Origin of the sequence: Dyadobacter sp. CY323 (genome assembly GCF_021390245.1) — a bacterium.
Lineage (GTDB): Bacteria > Bacteroidota > Bacteroidia > Cytophagales > Spirosomataceae > Dyadobacter.
Genome location: NZ_JAJUXH010000003.1, coordinates 141785 through 161533, shown reverse-complemented (window position 1 = coordinate 161533; position 19749 = coordinate 141785). Strand labels below are relative to the sequence as shown.

Genomic DNA, 19749 nt, shown 5'->3' with positions numbered 1-19749 from the left:
AAAACATTCACTCCGCAGTGTGAGAATTTTGCACCGAGGTAAAACTTGTACGGAGCCCACACAATAGCCATGGTGAAATCGACCGAAATCTTTGTATTGTAAATTGTTCATCCCACTTTTCGCTATGAGGAGTACCTACTGCTTTGATAAAGTCGGCAATTTCGCTCTTCCGAATTATTATTGAGTCCTCCGAATTTTTTGAAAAGGATGTGAGTGTGCAAGTAGGGAGTACAGCTCTTCTCAGCATGGACGAATCACCTTCTCGCATTCCATTGAAAAGTAAATCTACTGTTTCTAAAATTTCAGGATCGTATTTTTGACAGAATGCGTCTGTGGCGCAAAAAAGCAGTGCAAATAACAGTAACTGAACTATTGCGGTGTGTATAGTATTGGCCATGTTGGTATAGTTTTAACAATAGGTTAATTTTGAGCCCTTTTCTTAATTCCAGCGATTATATGTCTGAAAAAATAGTCAAAAAAGTAGATATAAAGAACAGACGTGCCTCATTTGAGTACTTCTTTCTTGAAGAATTAACGGCAGGAATATCGCTGACGGGGACCGAGATAAAGTCCATCAGACAAGGAAAAGTCAATTTTCAGGATGCATATTGCTTGTTTATGGATGGCGAACTTTATATCCGTAGCCTTCACATATCACCTTACACAGAGGGTACGCATTACAATCACGAACCCATGCGTGACCGGAAACTGCTGATTACAAAAAGAGAGCGCAGAAAGCTGATTGAAGGGTTGAAGGATCAGGGGCTTACCATTATTCCGGTCAGGATGTTTACAAGCGAGCGTGGACTGGCAAAATTGCACATTGCTTTGGCAAAAGGTAAGAAGCTTTATGATAAGCGGGACACGATTAAAGAGAGGGACATTAAGCGTGAAACTGACCGAGTTAACTACTAGTAAAATGAACTTGCGCAGGAAGTTTTCAAGTAAAAAATTCCTATATTGTGGGAATTAAATACCTCGAGGACTCATGGGTAAAGTACTGGTTCTTAATCAAGATTATAGCGCACTAAGTGTTTGCACGGTTCCTAAAGCGTTCCTATTAGTCTACATGAATAAGGCCGAAATGCTGGCCGAATCGCGAAGGCAGTACCTGCGCACCGTCAACGATCAGTATCCCATGCCGGTTGTCATTCGCCTTAACCGCTATATTCATATCCCATATAGAGGCGTGGTTATGACCCGGCAAAATCTTTTTAAGCGGGACGGTAATCGCTGCCAGTATTGTGGGACGCACGACAATCTTACATTGGATCACGTCATCCCGAAATCAAGAGGCGGTAAGACTACCTGGGACAATCTGGCGACTGCATGTAAAAGATGTAATTCGAGAAAAGGAGACCACACGCCAGAGGAAATCGATATGCCATTAAAACAACGTCCATTTCGCCCATCTTTTCTGATGTTTATCCGTGATTTTTCCGGTCTTGCAGATGACGAATGGCTTCCATATCTGGGAAGCAAAGAAAGAGCTTTTTAAGTAAGCCGCATTACCCTCCCTTGGCCGGAACCCTTCCTGACCGGTACTTTCATCTCTCCCCATTTAAATAAATCTCTGAGTTCTTTCGGAATTTTTTTCGGAAAGAGGTACTTTTGCGCTCTTATTTTCCAAAAAATACTTGTTTAACTAATTTTCAGCTATTTAGCTCGGCAGCTGATGTACACAAGAGCGATAATTCCTATTTATGTCTAAGGAAAAACAAAGTCAACCACTTCCTGATTTCGATTGGGATAAAGCAGCAGACAAAGGTTTCGGTACAGGCTACTCAAATGCTGACCGTGATCGTTTGGAACAAATGTATGAAACCACTATTTCACCTGTTCAGGAAAAAGAAGTAGTCAAAGGTGTTGTTGTTGGTATTACGGATCGCGAAGTGATTCTTAATATCGGTTTCAAATCGGATGGTATTGTATCATCTAATGAGTTCCGTGATATTCCCGGAATGAAAATCGGTGACGAAGTAGAAGTTTACGTGGAAAATCAGGAAGATGCGCAAGGTCAGCTTGTTCTTTCACGCAAAAAAGCGAAAGTAATCACTGCATGGGATAACATTCAGAAATCGTTTGATGAGGATGTTGTAATCGATGCAAACGTTAAAAGAAGAACTAAAGGTGGTCTTATTGTTGATATTTTCGGCATTGAGGCGTTCTTGCCAGGTTCTCAAATTGACGTTAAACCAATCCGCGATTTCGACATTTTTGTAGGAAAACGTATGGAGGTTAAAGTAGTGAAAATTAACTACGCAAATGATAACGTGGTTGTTTCTCACAAAGTACTGATCGAAAAAGATCTTGAAGCACAGCGCCAGCAAATCCTGAACAACCTTGAAAAAGGTCAGGTACTTGAAGGTGTGATCAAAAACATGACCAATTTCGGTGTATTCATCGACCTGGGTGGCGTGGATGGTCTGTTGCACATTACTGATATTTCGTGGGGACGTATCAACCACCCATCAGATCTGTTGTCGCTAGACCAGAAACTGAACGTGGTTGTTTTGGATTTCGACGAAGAGAAGAAACGTATTTCACTTGGTTTAAAACAACTGCAATCTCATCCATGGGATTCTTTGGCAGAAGAAATTCAGGTTGGTTCCAAAGTGACTGGTCGCATTGTAAATGTGGCTGATTACGGCGCTTTCCTTGAAATTAAGCCTGGTGTTGAAGGTTTGATCCACGTTTCTGAAATGTCATGGTCACAGCACCTGCGCAATCCTCAGGAATTCATGAATGTGAATGACGAGATCAGTGCAGTTGTATTGACACTTGATCGTCAGGAACGCAAAATGTCTCTTGGTATCAAGCAATTGACGGAAGATCCTTGGACTCAAGGTTCTCTGAAAGAGAAATATGCGATCGGAACACGTCACAAAGGTGTTGTTCGTAACCTTACAAACTTCGGCTTGTTCATTGAGCTGGAAGAAGGAATCGACGGTCTTGTACACGTTTCAGATCTTTCATGGACCAAGAAAATCAAACATCCATCTGACTTCGTGAAAGTGAGTGATGAACTGGAAGTTGTGGTTCTTGAACTTGATGCTGATAACCGTCGCCTTGCTTTGGGTCACAAACAATTGGAAGAAAATCCTTGGGATACTTTCGAAAGCATCTTCGAGGTTGGTTCTGTACATAAATCTACAATCGTTGCAAAAGGTGATAAATTCGCAACACTTGAGCTTCCTTACGGAATTGAAGGTGTGGCTGCAATTAAAAACCTTGCAAAAGAAGATGGTACGCTTGCAGAAGTAGGTGAAAGCCTTGATTTTACGGTACTTGAATTTTTGAAGGACGAGAAAAAAATCGTTTTGACGCATTCTAAAGTTACTAAAGCCGCTCCTGCTGTGGACGAGAAGAAAGAAGAAAGAGCTCCGAAAGCGGCTCCTGCTAAATCGACTCCTTCTTCGGACAATTCAAACAAAGACGCTGAAAAATCTACATTCGGAGATCTTAGCGTACTATCTGCATTGAAAGAACAGATGGAGGAAAGCGAAAAGAAAGGAAAAAAGTAAGTAATAGTATTGACTAGTTCAATTTTTTGATACTTTTGCACCCGGATTAGCTGCCGTCCAAAAGGCAGCAGCTAATCCAAATTTGGTTCCGTGGCCGAGTGGCTAGGCAGAGGTCTGCAAAACCTCGTACAGCGGTTCGAATCCGCTCGGAACCTCCAACAATGCAAGGCAAATCTGGCTGTTTTGCTGCACAAATAAATACACAAAAAATACCATTTGGATAAACCTGAAAAGTAGGTTACCAAATGGTATTTTTTGTGTTAAATGCCTGATAATCAAGGTGAGGTTACCTGAGAATAGAACCAGAAAATACCTGATAAATTAGACAAATTATAAATAAGAAGGCGGTTTAAAATATCGCCAAAATACTTTTGTGGATAACCAATCGTGAACTAGTTTTGTCTGTTGAAGAATAATGAATAGTTGATTATGAATATATCATTCCGTATGGACGCCAAGTTTTGTTCCTACTTTAGTTACTCAAAAATCTTTACTGCTATAGTAATAGCTTTGCTATTAAGTGTGCCCAGCTTCGTATCTGCTCAAGATAGCACAGCAACCGCTGCAGCTCCGGCTGGCGGTGGTGATGCAGCCAAAGGTGAATCAATTTTTAAAAATAACTGTGCGCAATGCCACGCAGTTACTGATGAACGTGTAGTAGGCCCGGGTTTAAAAGGTGCCAGTTCGCGTCACGATTTCGGCTGGCTTTCTAAATGGGTCCGTAATTCACAGGCTGTAATTGCTTCAGGTGATCCTTACGGGGTTAAAATCTACAATGAGTACGCAAAGGCACAGATGACAAGTTTCCCTAACTTGTCTGATGATGACATTAAATCTATTTTCGCTTACGTTGATCAGGCCGCAACGGCGGCTCCTGCCGCTGCCGCAGCAGCAGTAGGTGGTGCTTCTGGTGGTGAATCAAAAGGAGAAGGTCCATCAGATCTCTTTATGATTGTTCTCGCTGCACTGGTTGTAGTGATGCTACTCGTATTGGGAGTTTTGGTGGTCATTGTATCATTACTTTCAAAAGCAGTTAGTGGCGAAGTTACAGATACTACCAAGCCGGATTTTATGACTAGTCTTGGGAATTCGTTGAAACGGATTTCTATTGATCCGGCAATTCGTTCTGCGACACTGTGGATTTTCGTTTTGCTAGTTTTGAAGGCAACTTTGGATGGTGCGTATAGTGTAGGTGTTCAGCAGGGATATGCACCAAAGCAACCTATCTCATTCTCTCACAAATTACATGCAGGCGAATATAAAATCGACTGTAACTATTGCCATACCGGTGTTAACCGAGGTAAATCTGCACATATTCCATCTGCTAACATTTGTATGAATTGTCATGGTGTTATCAAGAAAGAATCGCCTGAAATTCAGAAGATTTATACTTCCATTGAGAATAATCAACCTATTGAATGGGTCCGCGTGCATAATCTTCCAGATCTAGCTTATTTCAACCATGCGCAGCACGTAAACGTAGGAGGTCTTGAATGCCAGAACTGTCATGGAGACGTGGAGAAAATGGAAGTGATACAACAGCGCTCGTCGCTAACGATGGGTTGGTGTATCGATTGCCATCGTAAAACAGAAGTGAATACGAAGGATAATCAGTATTACGATAAATTAGTGCAGTTGCATGCATCTGAAAGTAAAGAGGCGCTGAAGGTTGCGGATATTGGAGGTTTGGAATGCTCGAAGTGCCACTATTGATCAATAGAAATTAATACCTGAATACAACTCATTTGTATTGAATAGTTTTATGGAAAATACTAATAAAAGATACTGGCGGGGACTTGAAGAGTTGCGGAACGACGAAAAATTTGTAAAAGCAGCTAGTTCAGAGTTTGGAGTCGGACCAACTGAAAACCAATACGAGAGTTTGGTCGATGGAGTTGGTACACACCGTCGTGATTTTTTGAAAGTTCTTGGTTTTGGAATGGCAGCTGTCTCCCTAGCAGCTTGCGAAACGCCTGTTAAGAAAGCTATACCCTATGTAAATAAACCAGAAGGCGAGTTTCCAACAATCGCAAACTGGTATGCGTCCACCTATTCTGAGGGTGGAGATTATGCAAGTATTCTTGTGAGGACGCGTGAAGGTCGGCCTGTGAAAATCGAGCCGAACTCATTGTCTAAAACTTCTTTTGGTATAAGCGCCCGTGTACATGCATCGCTTCTGGGTCTGTATGATAACGAGAAATTAAAAGGCCCGAAAAAAGGCGAGGACACGAAAGTGAGCTGGGAGGCGGTCGACAAAGACATTCAGTCACAGCTCTCTCAAATAGCTGCTAAGGGTGGTGCAATCCGTATACTGTCGTCTACTATATTAAGCCCGTCGACAAAAGCAGTCATTGCTGATTTCACTACGAAGTATCCTACCACAACGCATGTTGTATATGATGCTAATTCTTCTTCGGCAATATTAAAAGGGAATGAGCTTTCATTCGGAAAGGCTGTTTTCCCTTCATATGATTTTAGTAAAGCGAAAGTAATTGTCGGCATTGATGCTGATTTTTTGGGAACCTGGATTTCACCGGATACTTTCTCAGCACAGTTCGCAGAAACACGCCGGGTTAGTAGTGACAAAGGTGGCAAAAAGGAAATGTCTAGGCATTACCAGTTCGAATCGGCACTTTCTGTGACAGGTTCGAATGCAGATTATCGCACCGCGGTGAAACCTTCACAAATTGGACTTATTGCGGCTGCATTATACAATAAAGTAGCTTCGAAGCTTGGTGGAGCGTCTGTGCCCTCAGCTTCGATCGAGGTTTCTAATCTCGATAAAGCCGCTGCTGATCTTATCGCAGCGAAAGGTCAGGCCTTGGTTGTAAGCGGTACCAACGATCCATCTGTACAGGTGGTGATCAATGCGCTAAATAGTCTTTTAGGTAGCTACGGATCAACAATCAATCTGGATAAGCCAGCTAATTTCCGTCAGGGAAATGACGTTGCGATGAATCAATTGGTAGATGAAATTAAAGGTGGAAAAGTTTCAGCGCTGATTTTGTATGGAGCGAATCCCGTTTATGACCATCCACGTGGCGCTGAACTTGCAGCAGCTTTACCTCAAGTGTCATTGAGCGTTTCTTTTAATGATCGTGCTGATGAAACTTCTTCCCTATTTAAATACATCTGCCCTGCGCCTCATTATCTGGAATCTTGGAACGATGCGGAACCTGTGGCAGGGTCATATAGCCTTACGCAGCCTACGATCAGTCTTATTTTCAATACCCGTCAAGCTCAATCAAGCCTGCTGAAGTGGGCAGGACTTCAGTCTGACTATCACGAATATGTTAAGGCTTACTGGAGAAAAAACGTTTTTACCAGCGGAGATTTCGAGCAGTTTTGGATTAAGTCATTGCACGATGGCGTTTACGATACCGCAGGTGCCGTAGCAAGTTCAGGTGCAACATTTTCAGGTAATCTAAGTGCTGCGGTTTCAAGCATTTCAAAAAAATATAAAGCGTCCTCTTCCGCTATCGAACTTACGTTGTTTGAGAACGTAGCGCTTGGAAATGGTTTTGCGGCAAATAATCCCTGGTTACAGGAACTTCCTGAACCAGTGACAAAGGCCTGCTGGGACAACCACGCATGTGTTTCTCAAAAAACAGCCACAGAATTGGGCTTAGCCCAAGGTGATGTGGTAAAGGTTGAAATGAAAGGAAAATCAGTTGAAGTTCCAGTTATCATTCAACCTGGACAAGCGAATGGAACAGTTGCTATTGCAATTGGATTCGGACGCGAGAAGGCTGGAAAATCGGCGAATGGAGTAGGTAAGAACGTGTACCCATTAGCTGTTTTCTCGGACGGATTTCTATCTTTTGCGCCTGGCGAAGTAACTGTTTCAAAAACCGGCGAGACGAGAGAAATTGCTCAGACCCAAACACATAATACGGTGATGAACCGTAAGTCAGTTTTGCAGGAAACTGTCTTAGCTCATTTCCAAAAAGATCCGATGGCAGGAAGATTTGTTCCAAAAATACCTACTTCGGAAGGTACTGTGGACGCTACCGACTTGTCTCTTTGGAATGGGCATAAATATAAGAACCATTCGTGGGGTATGGTAATTGACCTGAATACCTGTTTTGGATGTGGTTCTTGCGTAGTAAGCTGTCAGGCTGAAAACAACATTCCGGTTGTAGGTCGCCAGGAAATTATCAACAGTCGCGAAATGCACTGGTTAAGGATCGACAGGTATTACAGCAGTGATGCTGACGCGGAAGATTTAAGAGGCTTGGAAATTGCTTCTGAAAATCCTGAAGTTACTTTTCAGCCGATGCTTTGCCAGCATTGTAATAATGCACCTTGCGAAACGGTATGCCCGGTATTAGCAACAACGCACAGTTCAGAAGGTTTGAACCAAATGGCTTACAACCGTTGTGTAGGAACAAGATATTGTGCAAATAACTGCCCATATAAAGTACGCCGTTTCAACTGGTTCAAATATTTTGACAACGACAATTTTGATTACAATTTTAACAATGACCTTGGTAAAATGGTGATCAATCCGGACGTGACGGTTCGTTCAAGGGGAGTAATTGAGAAATGCTCGATGTGCGTGCACCGAATTCAAGATGCAAAACTTACTGCCAAAAAAGAGAGAAGACGTATTGTAGATGGCGAGGTGAATGTTGCCTGCGCATCTTCATGCCCTACAAACGCGATCACATTTGGTGATATGAACGATCCGGAAAGCAGAATTTCTAAGTTACTGGAAGTTGAGAGAGAAGGACGTGCATTCCATATGTTGGAAGAGATCAACGTTCGTCCGCAAGTTTCCTACCTGACCAAAATCCGTAATAAAGATGCTGTTGTTAAGGTGGCCGAAGAAAAAGAGCACGCTTAATTATCGTTAGTTCTAAATTTTGAAGATTAAATCATTATAAATAGCTAGTAGTATGCATGTTACTTCACCTGTAAGAGAGCCCCTGATTCAAGGTGGGAAGACGTACGCAGACGTAACGGAAGATATATGTCGCCACGTTGAGGGTGCCCCAACGAAAGAATGGAAGATTGCATTCGGGATTTCATTGCTTGTGTTGGCTTATGGATCGGTGTGTCTTGCCTGGACTTGGTGGGAGGGTCTTGGTGTTTGGGGCTTAAATAAGACGGTAGGTTGGGCATGGGATATCACAAATTTCGTATGGTGGGTAGGTATCGGTCACGCAGGTACCTTGATTTCTGCCATCCTTTTGCTGTTCCGTCAGAAATGGAGAACTTCTATTAACCGTGCAGCTGAGGCGATGACGATCTTCGCGGTAATTTGCGCGGCATCTTTTATTTTAATGCACATGGGGCGTCCATGGATGGCTTATTGGGCTTTGCCTTTACCTAATGCATTTGGATCTCTTTGGGTGAATTTTAACTCGCCACTGGTTTGGGACGTATTCGCGATTAGTACTTACTTTTCAGTTTCACTGGTTTTCTGGTACATCGGTCTAATACCTGACCTTGCAACGATCCGTGATCGTGCGACAAGCAAAATTTCTCGTCTTATGTACGGAACATTTGCAATGGGTTGGGACGGATCGGCAAAAACGTGGTCCAGATATGAATATATTAGCTTAATCCTGGCTGGTCTTTCTACACCACTCGTACTTTCAGTTCATACCATTGTAAGTATGGACTTTGCTACGTCCGTTATCCCTGGCTGGCACACAACTATCTTCCCTCCGTATTTTGTTGCCGGTGCGATTTTCTCCGGATTTGCAATGGTTCAAAACCTGATGTTAATCACCAGGGTAGTTTACCGTCTCGAGGATTACATAACACTGGAGCACATTGAAACAATGAACAAGGTGATTACCCTAACCGGTTCGGTGGTTGGTGTTGCCTACATTACCGAGTTCTTTATAGCTTGGTATGGTGGGGTTGAGTATGAATATTACGCATTCTTCAACCGTATGACCGGACCTTATTGGTGGGCATATTGGGCCATGATGACTTGTAACGTAATTTCTCCACAGCTATTCTGGTCAAGAAGATTACGTCGCAGCATCACTTTTACATTCTTTATTTCAGTAGTTGTGAATATTGGAATGTGGTTCGAGCGATTTGTAATTATTGTAACATCTCTGCACAGAGATTATCTGCCTTCGAGCTGGGCTATGTTTTCGCCGACGATGTTCGATATTGGTGACTACATCTTCTCATTCGGATTGTTCTTTACCTTATTCTTGCTATTCTCTAAATATTTGCCGGTGGTCAATATGGCTGAAGTGAAGTCAGTTATTCGCTCAACCTCTGCCCAGTTGCCAGCAAAAATTGCCGGGGTGGCAAAGGTGAGACAACGCGGGACGGCAGAGCCGGTTTTCAATTCTGATAAAGAATAAAAGAGATATACAGATATTAATTAAGTAATAGTATGGCAGACTTATCTGGTAAATATTTGGTCGGAGTTTATGACGATGACGACACCGTTCTTCACGCAGTGCCTAGGCTGAGAAAAGCGGGAGTGAAAATTAAAGAAGTTTATTCTCCATTTCCGATTCACGGGCTGGACGAGGCATTAGGCCACCCAAGAACAAGAATCGGGATCGCTGCTTTTATGTTTGGTGTGACAGGATGTATTACAGCTCTAACGCTGATGATCTGGACAATGGGCATTGACTGGCCGATGATTATCGGGGGTAAGGATCCGATTTCTATTCCAAACTATATCCCGATTACTTTCGAGCTTACTGTACTGTTTACAGCATTTGGCATGGTTATCACATTTTTTATATCAAATGGACTTGGGCCAGGTACGCATTTCCATCCCAGATTTGATGTTCGCTCTACCGATAACAAGTTTGTCATGGCGATCGATCTGGGAAGAAACTCAATGAGTGAAGAGGAGATATCACGGGCTTTGAAAGACAGTGGCGCAGAGGAAGTAAACATTAAACAATTTTAATGGAGTTTTACGCAATGAAATTTAAAAGTTTGAATAAATATCTGTTAATCGCCGCTGTTCTGCTGGTTACTGCCGGTTGTAAAAAGGATCCAAACGATCCGGGTAAAGAATATGCTCCAAACATGTATTTGCCGGTTGGTTATGAGCCTTATAAACAAGAAAAGGCGAATCCGATCAACCCAATGGGTTTGACAATGAGGCTTCCAGTTGAAGGTACAGTGGCAAGAAGAAATTACCAGACCTCATTTGGTCAGACTGATTCCGCAACGGTTGACTTAATGGTTTACAATATACCAGCTGACAGCATTACAATTTCCGCAAGAGTTTTAAAAAATCCAATTCCGCTTAATGAATCGACATTAGCCGAAGGAAAAGTTTTATATGACAGATATTGCCAGCACTGTCATGGAGCGACAGGTACCGGTGACGGTAAAGTTGGGGCCATGTATAAAGGTGTTCCAAACTACGCGAGTGATGCTTACAAGAATTTAAACGAAGGTCATATTTTCCACGTAATTACGCACGGTAAAGCTCGCATGTGGCCTCACGGTTCTCAGATTAATCCTGAGGAACGCTGGAAGATTGTACATTATGTACAAAAACTACAGAAAGGCGCATAAGTATATTTTTGATTAACAGAGAAATTGATTTAAATAATGGCATCAGCACATTCGATTCCTTCTATTGAAGAACGGTTTGAATTCACATCAGGAGCTAAACGGAATTTACTCATTGGTGGCGGCGTAGGATTGGCTCTTGTTGCATTGGGAGCTTACCTGGCAGCTACTGGCGGAGGACATGAGGCTGCGGCACACGGTGCCGAACATGCCGCGAATGCAATCGGGCACGCCACAGCAGAACATGCCGCGAGTGGGCATGAGGCTGCTGCTGCCGCGGAAGGACATCACGCAAAAAGCTGGGTAGCGAGGATTTGGGCAAACCTTTGGGTTAATGGCGTTTACTTTGCCGGAATTTCGGTTATTGGAATGTTCTTTATTTCTTATAACTATCTGGCGCAGGCGGGATGGTCAGCAGTATTCAAAAGAGTGCCCGAAGCCTTACCGGCGTTTCTTCCTTTTACAGGAATCGTTTTGTTGGTTACTTTTTTCTTTGGCGGTCATGATCTTTTCCACTGGACTCATGAGGGACTATATGAAGTGGGTGGTTCTGAGTATGATAAAATCATTGCTGGTAAAAGAGGCTATCTGAACACACCATTTTTTGTTGGCCGATTGGTACTGTACTTCGCATTATGGTATGGATTGTGGCGTGTCATACGTAATCTGTCTTTACAAGAGGACGAGATCGGTGGTACTGAATTTTATGAGAAGTCTATCCGTTTTGGGACAGCATTTTTGGTTGTATTTGGGGTTACGTCATCTACCTCAGCCTGGGATTTTATAATGTCCATAGATACCCACTGGTTTAGCACCATGTTTGGATGGTACACCCTTGCTAGCTGGCATGTAGCTGGACTTGCCGTTATCACGCTAACAGTTGTAATGCTGAGAGAACGCGGATATCTGCGTGCCGTTAATGCAAGTCATTTGCGCGATCTTGGAAAATTCATTTTCGCATTTAGTATTTTCTGGACATATGTTTGGTTCGCGCAGTTTCTCCTAATTTATTATGCCAACCTTCCTGAAGAGACGATTTATTACCTGGAGCGTTTCCGGGGCTATGGCGGATTCTACAAGGCGCCATTCTTTATTACCCTGTTTCTGAATTTCTTTTTTCCTTTCCTGGTGTTAATGACGAGGGACTCTAAGTTTACACATTCTATTCTTAAAGTCGCTTGTTGGAGTGTGATTATTGGTCATTACATGGATTTTTATACGAATATAATGCCGGGAACGGTGGGAGCCGGAGCTGAGCTCGGTGCCTTGGAATGGGGATTTTTCCTGATATTCCTTTGTGCCTTTGCCTACTCCATTGCCAGTCAATTGGAAAAGGCGAATTTAATACCAAGAAACCATCCAATGTTGGAAGAGTCTCTGCACCACGATATTGCCTAATTGCAAAACCAGTCTATTATCATGTATATTATTATCGCATTAGTTGCTCTTGTTTTCGTGGTTCTCACAGGTGTTGTGATTTCCCGGTTGCAAAATGTACTTAAGAGTATTAATAAGTCTGATTCCACCGAAGTTGATACAAGTGGAAATAAGGTAAATGGGGCTATGTTTATCGTGGTTCTGATTGTGGGCGCGGTTTCTATTACTTGGTCGTACCTGCACGCCAGAGAGTTTTTTCTACCTGAGGCTTCATCCGTACACGGGAGACGTACTGATGACCTGTTCTGGTTCTCTATGGGAATCTTAACTATCCCATTCATCATTGTAAACTTTTTGATCTTCTTCTTTGCCTGGAAGTATCAGCATAAGAAAGACCACCGGGCATCTTTTTATCCTGAAAATCACCGACTTGAATTAATCTGGACGATTGTTCCGGCAATTGTGATGGCTTTGTTGGTATTTACTGGTTGGAAGGCTTGGTCTGATATTACGTCTGATGCACCGCGAGACGCTGAGGTGATCGAAATTACTGGCAAGCAGTTCAACTGGATTGCCCGTTATTCTGGTGTAAGTGACAATAAACTTGGTAACTATAATTACAAACTGATCGACGCACAGAATGAGGTTGGTATTGACTTGTCTGACGAGAATTCTTTCGATGACTTTACCAATCCAAGTGAAATGCATATTCCGGTTGGCAGGCCTATCTTGTTAAGAATCCGGGCCCGGGATGTTTTACATAGTGTTTTTATTCCGCACATGAGAGTTAAAATGGATGCGGTTCCTGGTATGCCGACCAAGTTTTGGTTCGTTCCCGATAAGACTACGGCTGACATGCGAGCTGAATTAAATGACCCAAAATTTGATTACGAAATTGCTTGTGCAGAGGTATGTGGTCAAGGTCATTTTTCCATGAAAATGAGATTGATCGTAGAAGACGAGGCTTCTTATAAAAAATGGTGTGCGGAGCAAGCTACTTTCCTCCAGACTTACCCTGAATATCTTGCAAAAGTACCTGAGAATTTGAAGGCCAAGGCAATGAAATATGTGCCGGCAGAAGCGGCAACCCCGGCTGATAGTTCATCAGGTTCTGTGGGAGCAGCAGGAACGAGTACAAGTCTACGCTAATTAATAATTTAAATACATTAAAAGTATATGTCAGCTATTGAAGGATTGGAAACAGCTCACCATCACGCAGACGAGCATGAACACCACCATGAAGCACAAAACTTTTGGCAGAAATATATATTTTGTGAAGATCACAAGGTAATTGCTAAACAATACCTCATTACCGGTATCATGTGGGCAGTGGTCGGTATTTCTATGTCGGTCATCTTCCGTATTCAGCTTGGCTTGCCCGATTCAAACCTCTCCTGGTTAAAACCGATTTTAGGCGGATGGATTAGTGATTCTGGTAAACTGGATCCGAATTTCTATCTGGCATTGGTAACCATGCACGGTACAATCATGGTATTCTTCGTTTTGACTGCGGGTCTTAGTGGTACTTTTAGTAATTTCTTGATTCCGCTGCAGATTGGTGCCCGTGATATGGCCTCTGGCTTCATGAATATGTTGTCTTACTGGTTCTTCTTCATTGCCAGTGTGATCATGTTCGCTTCATTGTTCTTGCAACAGGGACCGGCGGCCGGTGGTTGGGTTATTTATCCACCGCTGAGTGCACTGCCGCAGGCACATCCAGGTTCGGGAATGGGTATGACGCTCTGGTTGGCTAGTATGGCTCTGTTTATCGTTTCGCAACTTTTGGGTGGGATCAACTACATTACTACCGTAATTAACCTGCGTACAAGAGGAATGTCTTTTGACCGTCTTCCTTTGACGATCTGGTCTTTTTTGATCACAGCAGTCTTAGGTCTGATATCTTTCCCCGTTCTTTTGTCATCTGTTCTCCTTCTGATATTCGATCGTCATTTTGGCACAAGCTTTTATCTATCTGATATCTATATCAATGGTGAAGCACTTCCAAACGTAGGTGGTAGCCCAATTTTGTTCCAACATTTATTCTGGTTCCTGGGACACCCTGAAGTGTATATCGTATTGTTACCAGGTCTGGGAATCACTTCCGAAGTTATTGCAACCAACTCACGCAAGCCTATTTTCGGTTATCGTGCGATGATCGCATCCATGCTCGGAATTGCTTTCCTTGCGTTCATCGTGTGGGCTCACCATATGTTTGTAACAGGTATGAACCCATTCCTTGGCTCTGTGTTCATGTTCCTCACTTTGATCATTGCGGTACCTTCTGCGGTGAAAGGTTTTAACTATATCACGACGCTGTGGAGAGGAAATATCGTCTTTACTCCCGGAATGCTTTTCTCAATCGGCCTTGTGTCACTTTTTGTGTCGGGCGGGTTAACGGGTATCATTCTTGGGAACAGCGCATTGGATATTCAATTACATGATACCTACTTCGTTGTAGCCCACTTTCACCTGGTAATGGGAGCTGCATCGGCCTTCGGACTTTTCGCTGGTGTATATCACTGGTTCCCAAAAATGTTTGGTAGAATGATGAATACGACATTAGGTCAAATACACTTCTGGTTTACTTTTATTGGTATTTATCTGGTGTTCATTCCAATGCACTATGTCGGTATCGCTGGATTTCCTCGCAGGTATTACCAGTTTACCAGCTATGATTTTACGAACAAGTTCTTGGACATGAATATGTTCATTTCCATCGCTGCAATACTTTCATTCCTTGCGCAGTTCATATTCCTTTGGAATTTCTTTTATAGCATTTTTAAAGGAAGAAGAGCTCCTCAAAATCCGTGGCGGTCTAATACACTTGAATGGACAACTCCTATTAATCCTGGACATGGTAACTGGGTCGGCGAGATCCCTGCGGTTTACCGTTGGTCATATGATTATAGCAAGCCGGGAGCTAAGGAAGATTTTATTCCTCAGAATGTTCCGTATTCTCAAACGCTTGAATCCAACTTCCCTCATGAAAATGAGCTGATTGCTACGGAAAAGGCGATTGAGTCACAAAACTTCAATGACCAGTTCAAATCCCATTAGTTCAAAAGCCAGTCGTCGCTTTCGGCGACTGGCTTTAAACACTGTCATCACATTGTACTTCCTGATTATAGCGGGAGGAGTGGTGAGAAGCACGGGAGCAGGTATGGGATGTCCCGACTGGCCGAAGTGTTTCGGAAGATGGGTCCCTCCCACAGAGGCATCTCAACTGCCAGCTGATTATAAGGCGATTTATGGTGCCAAGTTGAAGGGAGAGATAGAATTTAATCCTGTGAAGACCTGGATCGAATACTTGAATCGCTTGTTAGGAGCATTTACAGGAGTAATGATATTCTTCACGCTGCTTGCTTCTATTCCATTTTTGAAGTCCGGAAACAGGAAGATTTTTTTTCTGAGTCTTGCTTCTTTTATTCTGGTTGGGTTTCAAGGGTGGCTTGGGGCTAAGGTTGTTTCCTTTGAGCTACTGCCGATCGTAGTAACGTTGCATATGTTAGTGGCAATTATCATTGTGTTAATGCTGCTGTATCTTGTAACATGGGCTGGATATGTTGAAAAACGCATTCGAATTAAGGAGGAAAGCAGGAAGGCGATTGGTAATCTGGGTTTGGTTGTGATGAGTTTATCTCTTGTGCAGATCTTATTTGGAACACAAGTGAGGGAAATAATGGATGAGGTTATTGCCAAGCTGGGATATGGGGCCAGAGATTTGTGGATTAGACAATTAGGATTGATGTTCTACGTGCACAGGTCATTCTCTATTTTGCTATTTGTGGTTAATCTACTCTGGATTTACAGAGTGATCAAAGTAGAAGGAAGTTCGACAATAGCAGGAAAAATTGTCCTTGGCTGCCTGGCGATCTTGATATTGGAAATTATTACCGGGCTGGCAATGGCCTATTTTGGAGTTCCAGCTTTTGCCCAGCCGCTCCATTTGACGCTTGCCATTCTGTTAATCGGTCTGCAATTTGTCGTTTGGCTGGTTGTGAATGATAGTAAGTATTTAAAGTATGACGGTGGAGTTCAGGTTGGACACCAGACAGTGTGAATTAATTAAGAAGTATGATATCAGCTGAGGAGAGAATAACAGGTTTCGACAGACTTAGAGAGATTGCAGGCATCTTGTTTGAACTTCTTAAATTTCGTCTGGCCTCACTGATTGCGTTTTCGGGAGCAATGGGATATTGTTTAGGAGCAAAAGAAGTGAACGCGGCCGATCTTATTCTTTTTGTAGTTGCTTCAATTGGGATAACTGGGGCAGCGAATATCATCAATCAGATTCTTGAAAAGGATTATGATAAGATGATGAAGAGAACGGCTGCCAGACCATTACCTAGTGGTAGGATAACGGTTGAACAAGCGGCTTTGTGGGCAGTTGTGCTGGGAGTTATATCACTCACAATTTTTGTTCTGGTCTTTAATTTAAGCACGGGTCTGATATCATTGCTTTCCCTGGTTCTATATGGATTTGTGTATACACCGTTAAAGCGCGTCGGGCCGATTGCAGTGTTTGTTGGAGCGTTTCCGGGTGCATTCCCGCCAATGATCGGCTGGGTTGCTGCTACGAACCACTTTGGGTTAGAACCAGGCATACTGTTCGCAATTCAGTTTTTCTGGCAATTCCCGCATTTTTGGGCGATTGCATGGGTGTTGGATGAAGACTATAAAAGAGCAGGCTTTAAGTTGTTGCCGGCAAACGGATTGAAAGATCTGGATACTACCTTCCGCATCATGATTTACACGCTATTTCTGCTGCCTATCGGCTGGCTGCCGTATAAGCTCGGAATGACAGGCATCAATTCCGCATTTGTAGCAACTGTTTTTGGCGTGCTGTTTTTAGCGCAAACGCTTCACCTGATGCGGACATGTACAGATAAAACAGCCCGTCAACTTATGTTTGGCTCGTTTTTATATTTGCCAATTGTACAGATTGCATTCTTGTTGGATAAATTGTGAAAAGAAATAATTAGTGAAAATGGAAAATGTTCAGCAGTATAGTATAGAGAAAGAACCTAAGGCAGTACTGGCAATGGATCCAGTGAAGTTTATCCTTTGGTTGTTTTTGGTAAGCATTATAATGCTTTTCGCATCGCAAACCAGTGCATATCTGGTACGCAGGGCGGAAGGGAATTGGCTGGAATTCGAAATGCCCGTGATTTTCTGGTATAGTACGGCAGTGCTATTAATCAGCAGTGCGGCTATGCAATGGGCATTCTACTCGGCAAAAAAAGATGAGTTCAAACAATTGAAAATAGCAATTTCTATTACTTTTGTACTTGGCCTGGTTTTCCTTTGGATGCAATTTGAGGGGTGGAAGGAGCTGGTAAAAATGAATGTATATTTCGTTGGTAATCCTTCGGGCTCTTTTTTTTACGTGTTTACCGGACTACACGGTTTTCACATCATTACAGGGCTGATTGTTTTATTTACGGCATGGACTGCTGCATTTCGGACCAGAGTTCATTCGAAGAATTTGAGGAGAATTGAGATTTGTGTTACATACTGGCATTTTTTAGATATTCTCTGGATATACCTTTTTGTTTTTTTATTGACCTTTAATTAATAATTTTTTCTGATGGCTGCAAATGTAACAACACCTGGCGCTGTAGAACCCAAAATGTGGTTGGGGGGTATTGAGCCTATGAAAGCGAGTTACGGGAAACTGATGATGTGGTTTTTTCTCATCTCAGATACGTTCACTTTCTCCGCCTTATTGGTGGCATATGGCACAGCAAGGTTTAGTTTTCCTGCATTTGGAGGAGAAGTAGCTGATTTCACGTTTTCAAATTTGTATTGGCCGATACCTGAAAAGGTTTACGAAGCAGTACCGTTTTTACACGGAATATCCTTGCCATTGGTTTTTGTAGGTATCATGACCTTCATTCTTATTGCGAGTAGTGTAACAATGGTTCTTGCAGTGGAAGCCGGCCACCGCATGGATCGTGCCAATGTTGAGAAATACATGTTGTGGACTATTCTTGGTGGCTTTACATTTCTTGGTTGCCAGGCTTGGGAATGGGCTCACTTTATTCACGGCACAGATACAGGTAGTGTTATGAAGGTAATGCAGAATGGTACTTGGGTAGATAAGACGATATTTGGAGCCAATCTTACGGAAAACCAGTATGGTCCTCCGGCATTTGCAGATTTCTTTTTCTTTATTACAGGTTTTCACGGAACGCACGTTTTTAGTGGTGTAATATTAAATATTCTGATTTTTTTCCGTGCAGCTACCGGGTTTTATGATAAAAGAGGAAGCTATGAAATGGTGGAAAAAGTGGGACTTTACTGGCACTTTGTAGATTTGGTGTGGGTATTTGTATTTACATTCTTTTATCTGGTTTAAACTATTCAGCATATAAATACGAAGTAAAATGGCAGAAGTACACCATCACCATGTTCATAATCAAGATCCTAATGCTGGCGCAGAGCAACGCAAGGCAATATGGAAAACATTCTGGATCTTGCTTATTTTAACAGCACTGGAATTTGTTATTGCCTTTACAGTTCCCCACGGAACACTCAAGGTTTCGGTGTTTATTGTAATGACGATCGTCAAAGCGTTTTATATCGTCGGTGAATTCATGCACTTGAAACACGAAACGAAATCGTTAATCTGGAGTATATTGGTACCCATCGTCTTCGTTGCATGGCTGATCCTGGCATTGATGCTGGAAGGTAATGCGATTTTTGACGCGATTTTTGGCTAACATTAAATGAAGAACTTTTCCAAAGCCGGATTACTGATCGTCACATTAGTAATTCCGGCTTTGATTTTTGCGTACCTGAATTTTTTCGCTAAAAATCACTACATCTTACCTTATTTTTTCCCGTCAAAAGATTTACAGGGGAATGTAATCGTCCAAAATGGTGATACGCTTTTTCGAAAAATCGGTAGTATATGTCCGCAATTGAACGGTGTTGGAATAGACAAAAGACTAACTGTAGTTAGTACCCTGCCTGCATCTTGCGACGATCATTGCCAGGCAGTGCTGTCCCAGCTGGAACGAATTGTTGCATTGCAAAAGGGAATACCCCAACTTGGTGTTTTGACTATAACAGACAAAGAGCCGACGCTAAATGGAAAATTACCGGATTCAATGGGGAAAGACGGATGGAAAGTGATTGTTCAGGCGAAAGGTCTTAGCGATTGTTTGGAAAGTGAAGGGAACGTTCAAATTGGGAGAGATTCCAGGCTCGTACTAATTGATAATGAAGGTTTTGTAAGAGGTTTTTATGATGGAAGTATTGAGGCGGAAACGGACCGGTTAATGGCGGAAATCAAAATCCTGGATTACGAGACAAAAACAAGCAAAAAATAGTC

At 42.6% G+C, this 19749-nt stretch carries 17 protein-coding genes and 1 tRNA gene; all 18 read left to right on the top strand.

From position 1 onward, the window contains the following. Positions 1-456: 456 nt before the first annotated feature. The 18 genes from smpB (at position 457) to LZG72_RS06715 (ending at position 19747) form a co-directional block, all read left to right on the top strand. The gene (gene smpB, locus LZG72_RS06800; RefSeq protein ID WP_233869268.1) at positions 457-915 is read left to right on the top strand and encodes an SsrA-binding protein SmpB; all 459 of its coding nucleotides are present in this window, start codon (positions 457-459) and stop codon (positions 913-915) included. Between the two features lie 73 nt (positions 916-988). Continuing rightward, the gene (locus tag LZG72_RS06795; protein WP_233869265.1) at positions 989-1498 is read left to right on the top strand and encodes an HNH endonuclease; all 510 of its coding nucleotides are present in this window, start codon (positions 989-991) and stop codon (positions 1496-1498) included. Between the two features lie 205 nt (positions 1499-1703). Beyond that, positions 1704-3524, top strand: coding sequence for a 30S ribosomal protein S1 (gene rpsA, locus LZG72_RS06790; RefSeq protein ID WP_233869262.1), 1821 nt, complete (start codon positions 1704-1706; stop codon positions 3522-3524). Positions 3525-3608: 84 nt separating this feature from the next. Further along, positions 3609-3682: transfer RNA gene (locus LZG72_RS06785), tRNA-Cys, on the top strand. 271 nt (positions 3683-3953) lie between these two features. Beyond that, positions 3954-5237, top strand: a complete 1284-nt coding sequence (locus LZG72_RS06780; RefSeq protein WP_233869258.1) for a c-type cytochrome — start codon at positions 3954-3956, stop codon at positions 5235-5237. A gap of 49 nt (positions 5238-5286) precedes the next feature. Beyond that, positions 5287-8370 carry a TAT-variant-translocated molybdopterin oxidoreductase gene (locus LZG72_RS06775; protein ID WP_233869255.1) on the top strand — a complete coding sequence of 1028 codons (3084 nt, stop codon included), beginning with the start codon at positions 5287-5289 and terminating at the stop codon, positions 8368-8370. 52 nt (positions 8371-8422) lie between these two features. Beyond that, entirely contained in the window at positions 8423-9856 is a 1434-nt protein-coding gene (nrfD, locus tag LZG72_RS06770) for an NrfD/PsrC family molybdoenzyme membrane anchor subunit (RefSeq protein ID WP_233869250.1), read from the top strand. A 32-nt stretch (positions 9857-9888) separates the two neighbouring features. Next, complete coding sequence (locus tag LZG72_RS06765; protein WP_233869247.1) at positions 9889-10419, top strand: DUF3341 domain-containing protein; 531 nt, start codon at positions 9889-9891, stop codon at positions 10417-10419. Further along, positions 10419-11039, top strand: coding sequence for a cytochrome c (locus LZG72_RS06760; RefSeq protein ID WP_233869244.1), 621 nt, complete (start codon positions 10419-10421; stop codon positions 11037-11039). Before LZG72_RS06765 ends, LZG72_RS06760 begins: the two co-directional genes overlap by 1 nt. 36 nt (positions 11040-11075) lie before the next feature. Next, on the top strand, positions 11076-12434 hold the full coding sequence (locus LZG72_RS06755; protein WP_233869241.1) for a quinol:cytochrome C oxidoreductase: 1359 nt from the start codon (positions 11076-11078) through the stop codon (positions 12432-12434). A 21-nt stretch (positions 12435-12455) separates the two neighbouring features. Next, positions 12456-13562, top strand: a complete 1107-nt coding sequence (locus tag LZG72_RS06750) for a cytochrome c oxidase subunit II (protein WP_233869239.1) — start codon at positions 12456-12458, stop codon at positions 13560-13562. Between the two features lie 27 nt (positions 13563-13589). Then, the gene (locus LZG72_RS06745) at positions 13590-15470 is read left to right on the top strand and encodes a cbb3-type cytochrome c oxidase subunit I (protein WP_233869236.1); all 1881 of its coding nucleotides are present in this window, start codon (positions 13590-13592) and stop codon (positions 15468-15470) included. After that, on the top strand, positions 15448-16473 hold the full coding sequence (locus tag LZG72_RS06740) for a heme A synthase (protein WP_233869234.1): 1026 nt from the start codon (positions 15448-15450) through the stop codon (positions 16471-16473). Before LZG72_RS06745 ends, LZG72_RS06740 begins: the two co-directional genes overlap by 23 nt. A 14-nt stretch (positions 16474-16487) precedes the next feature. Continuing rightward, positions 16488-17381 carry a heme o synthase gene (gene cyoE / locus LZG72_RS06735; protein ID WP_233869231.1) on the top strand — a complete coding sequence of 298 codons (894 nt, stop codon included), beginning with the start codon at positions 16488-16490 and terminating at the stop codon, positions 17379-17381. A 19-nt stretch (positions 17382-17400) separates the two neighbouring features. Next, the gene (locus LZG72_RS06730; RefSeq protein ID WP_233869228.1) at positions 17401-17988 is read left to right on the top strand and encodes a cytochrome c oxidase subunit 3; all 588 of its coding nucleotides are present in this window, start codon (positions 17401-17403) and stop codon (positions 17986-17988) included. Between the two features lie 12 nt (positions 17989-18000). Continuing rightward, the gene (locus LZG72_RS06725; protein WP_233869225.1) at positions 18001-18771 is read left to right on the top strand and encodes a cytochrome c oxidase subunit 3; all 771 of its coding nucleotides are present in this window, start codon (positions 18001-18003) and stop codon (positions 18769-18771) included. A 28-nt stretch (positions 18772-18799) separates the two neighbouring features. Further along, positions 18800-19135 carry a cytochrome C oxidase subunit IV family protein gene (locus LZG72_RS06720; RefSeq protein ID WP_233869222.1) on the top strand — a complete coding sequence of 112 codons (336 nt, stop codon included), beginning with the start codon at positions 18800-18802 and terminating at the stop codon, positions 19133-19135. 6 nt (positions 19136-19141) lie between these two features. Then, positions 19142-19747 (top strand): hypothetical protein, encoded by a 606-nt coding sequence (locus tag LZG72_RS06715; RefSeq protein ID WP_233869220.1) that lies wholly within the window; start codon positions 19142-19144, stop codon positions 19745-19747. Positions 19748-19749: the final 2 nt, after the last annotated feature.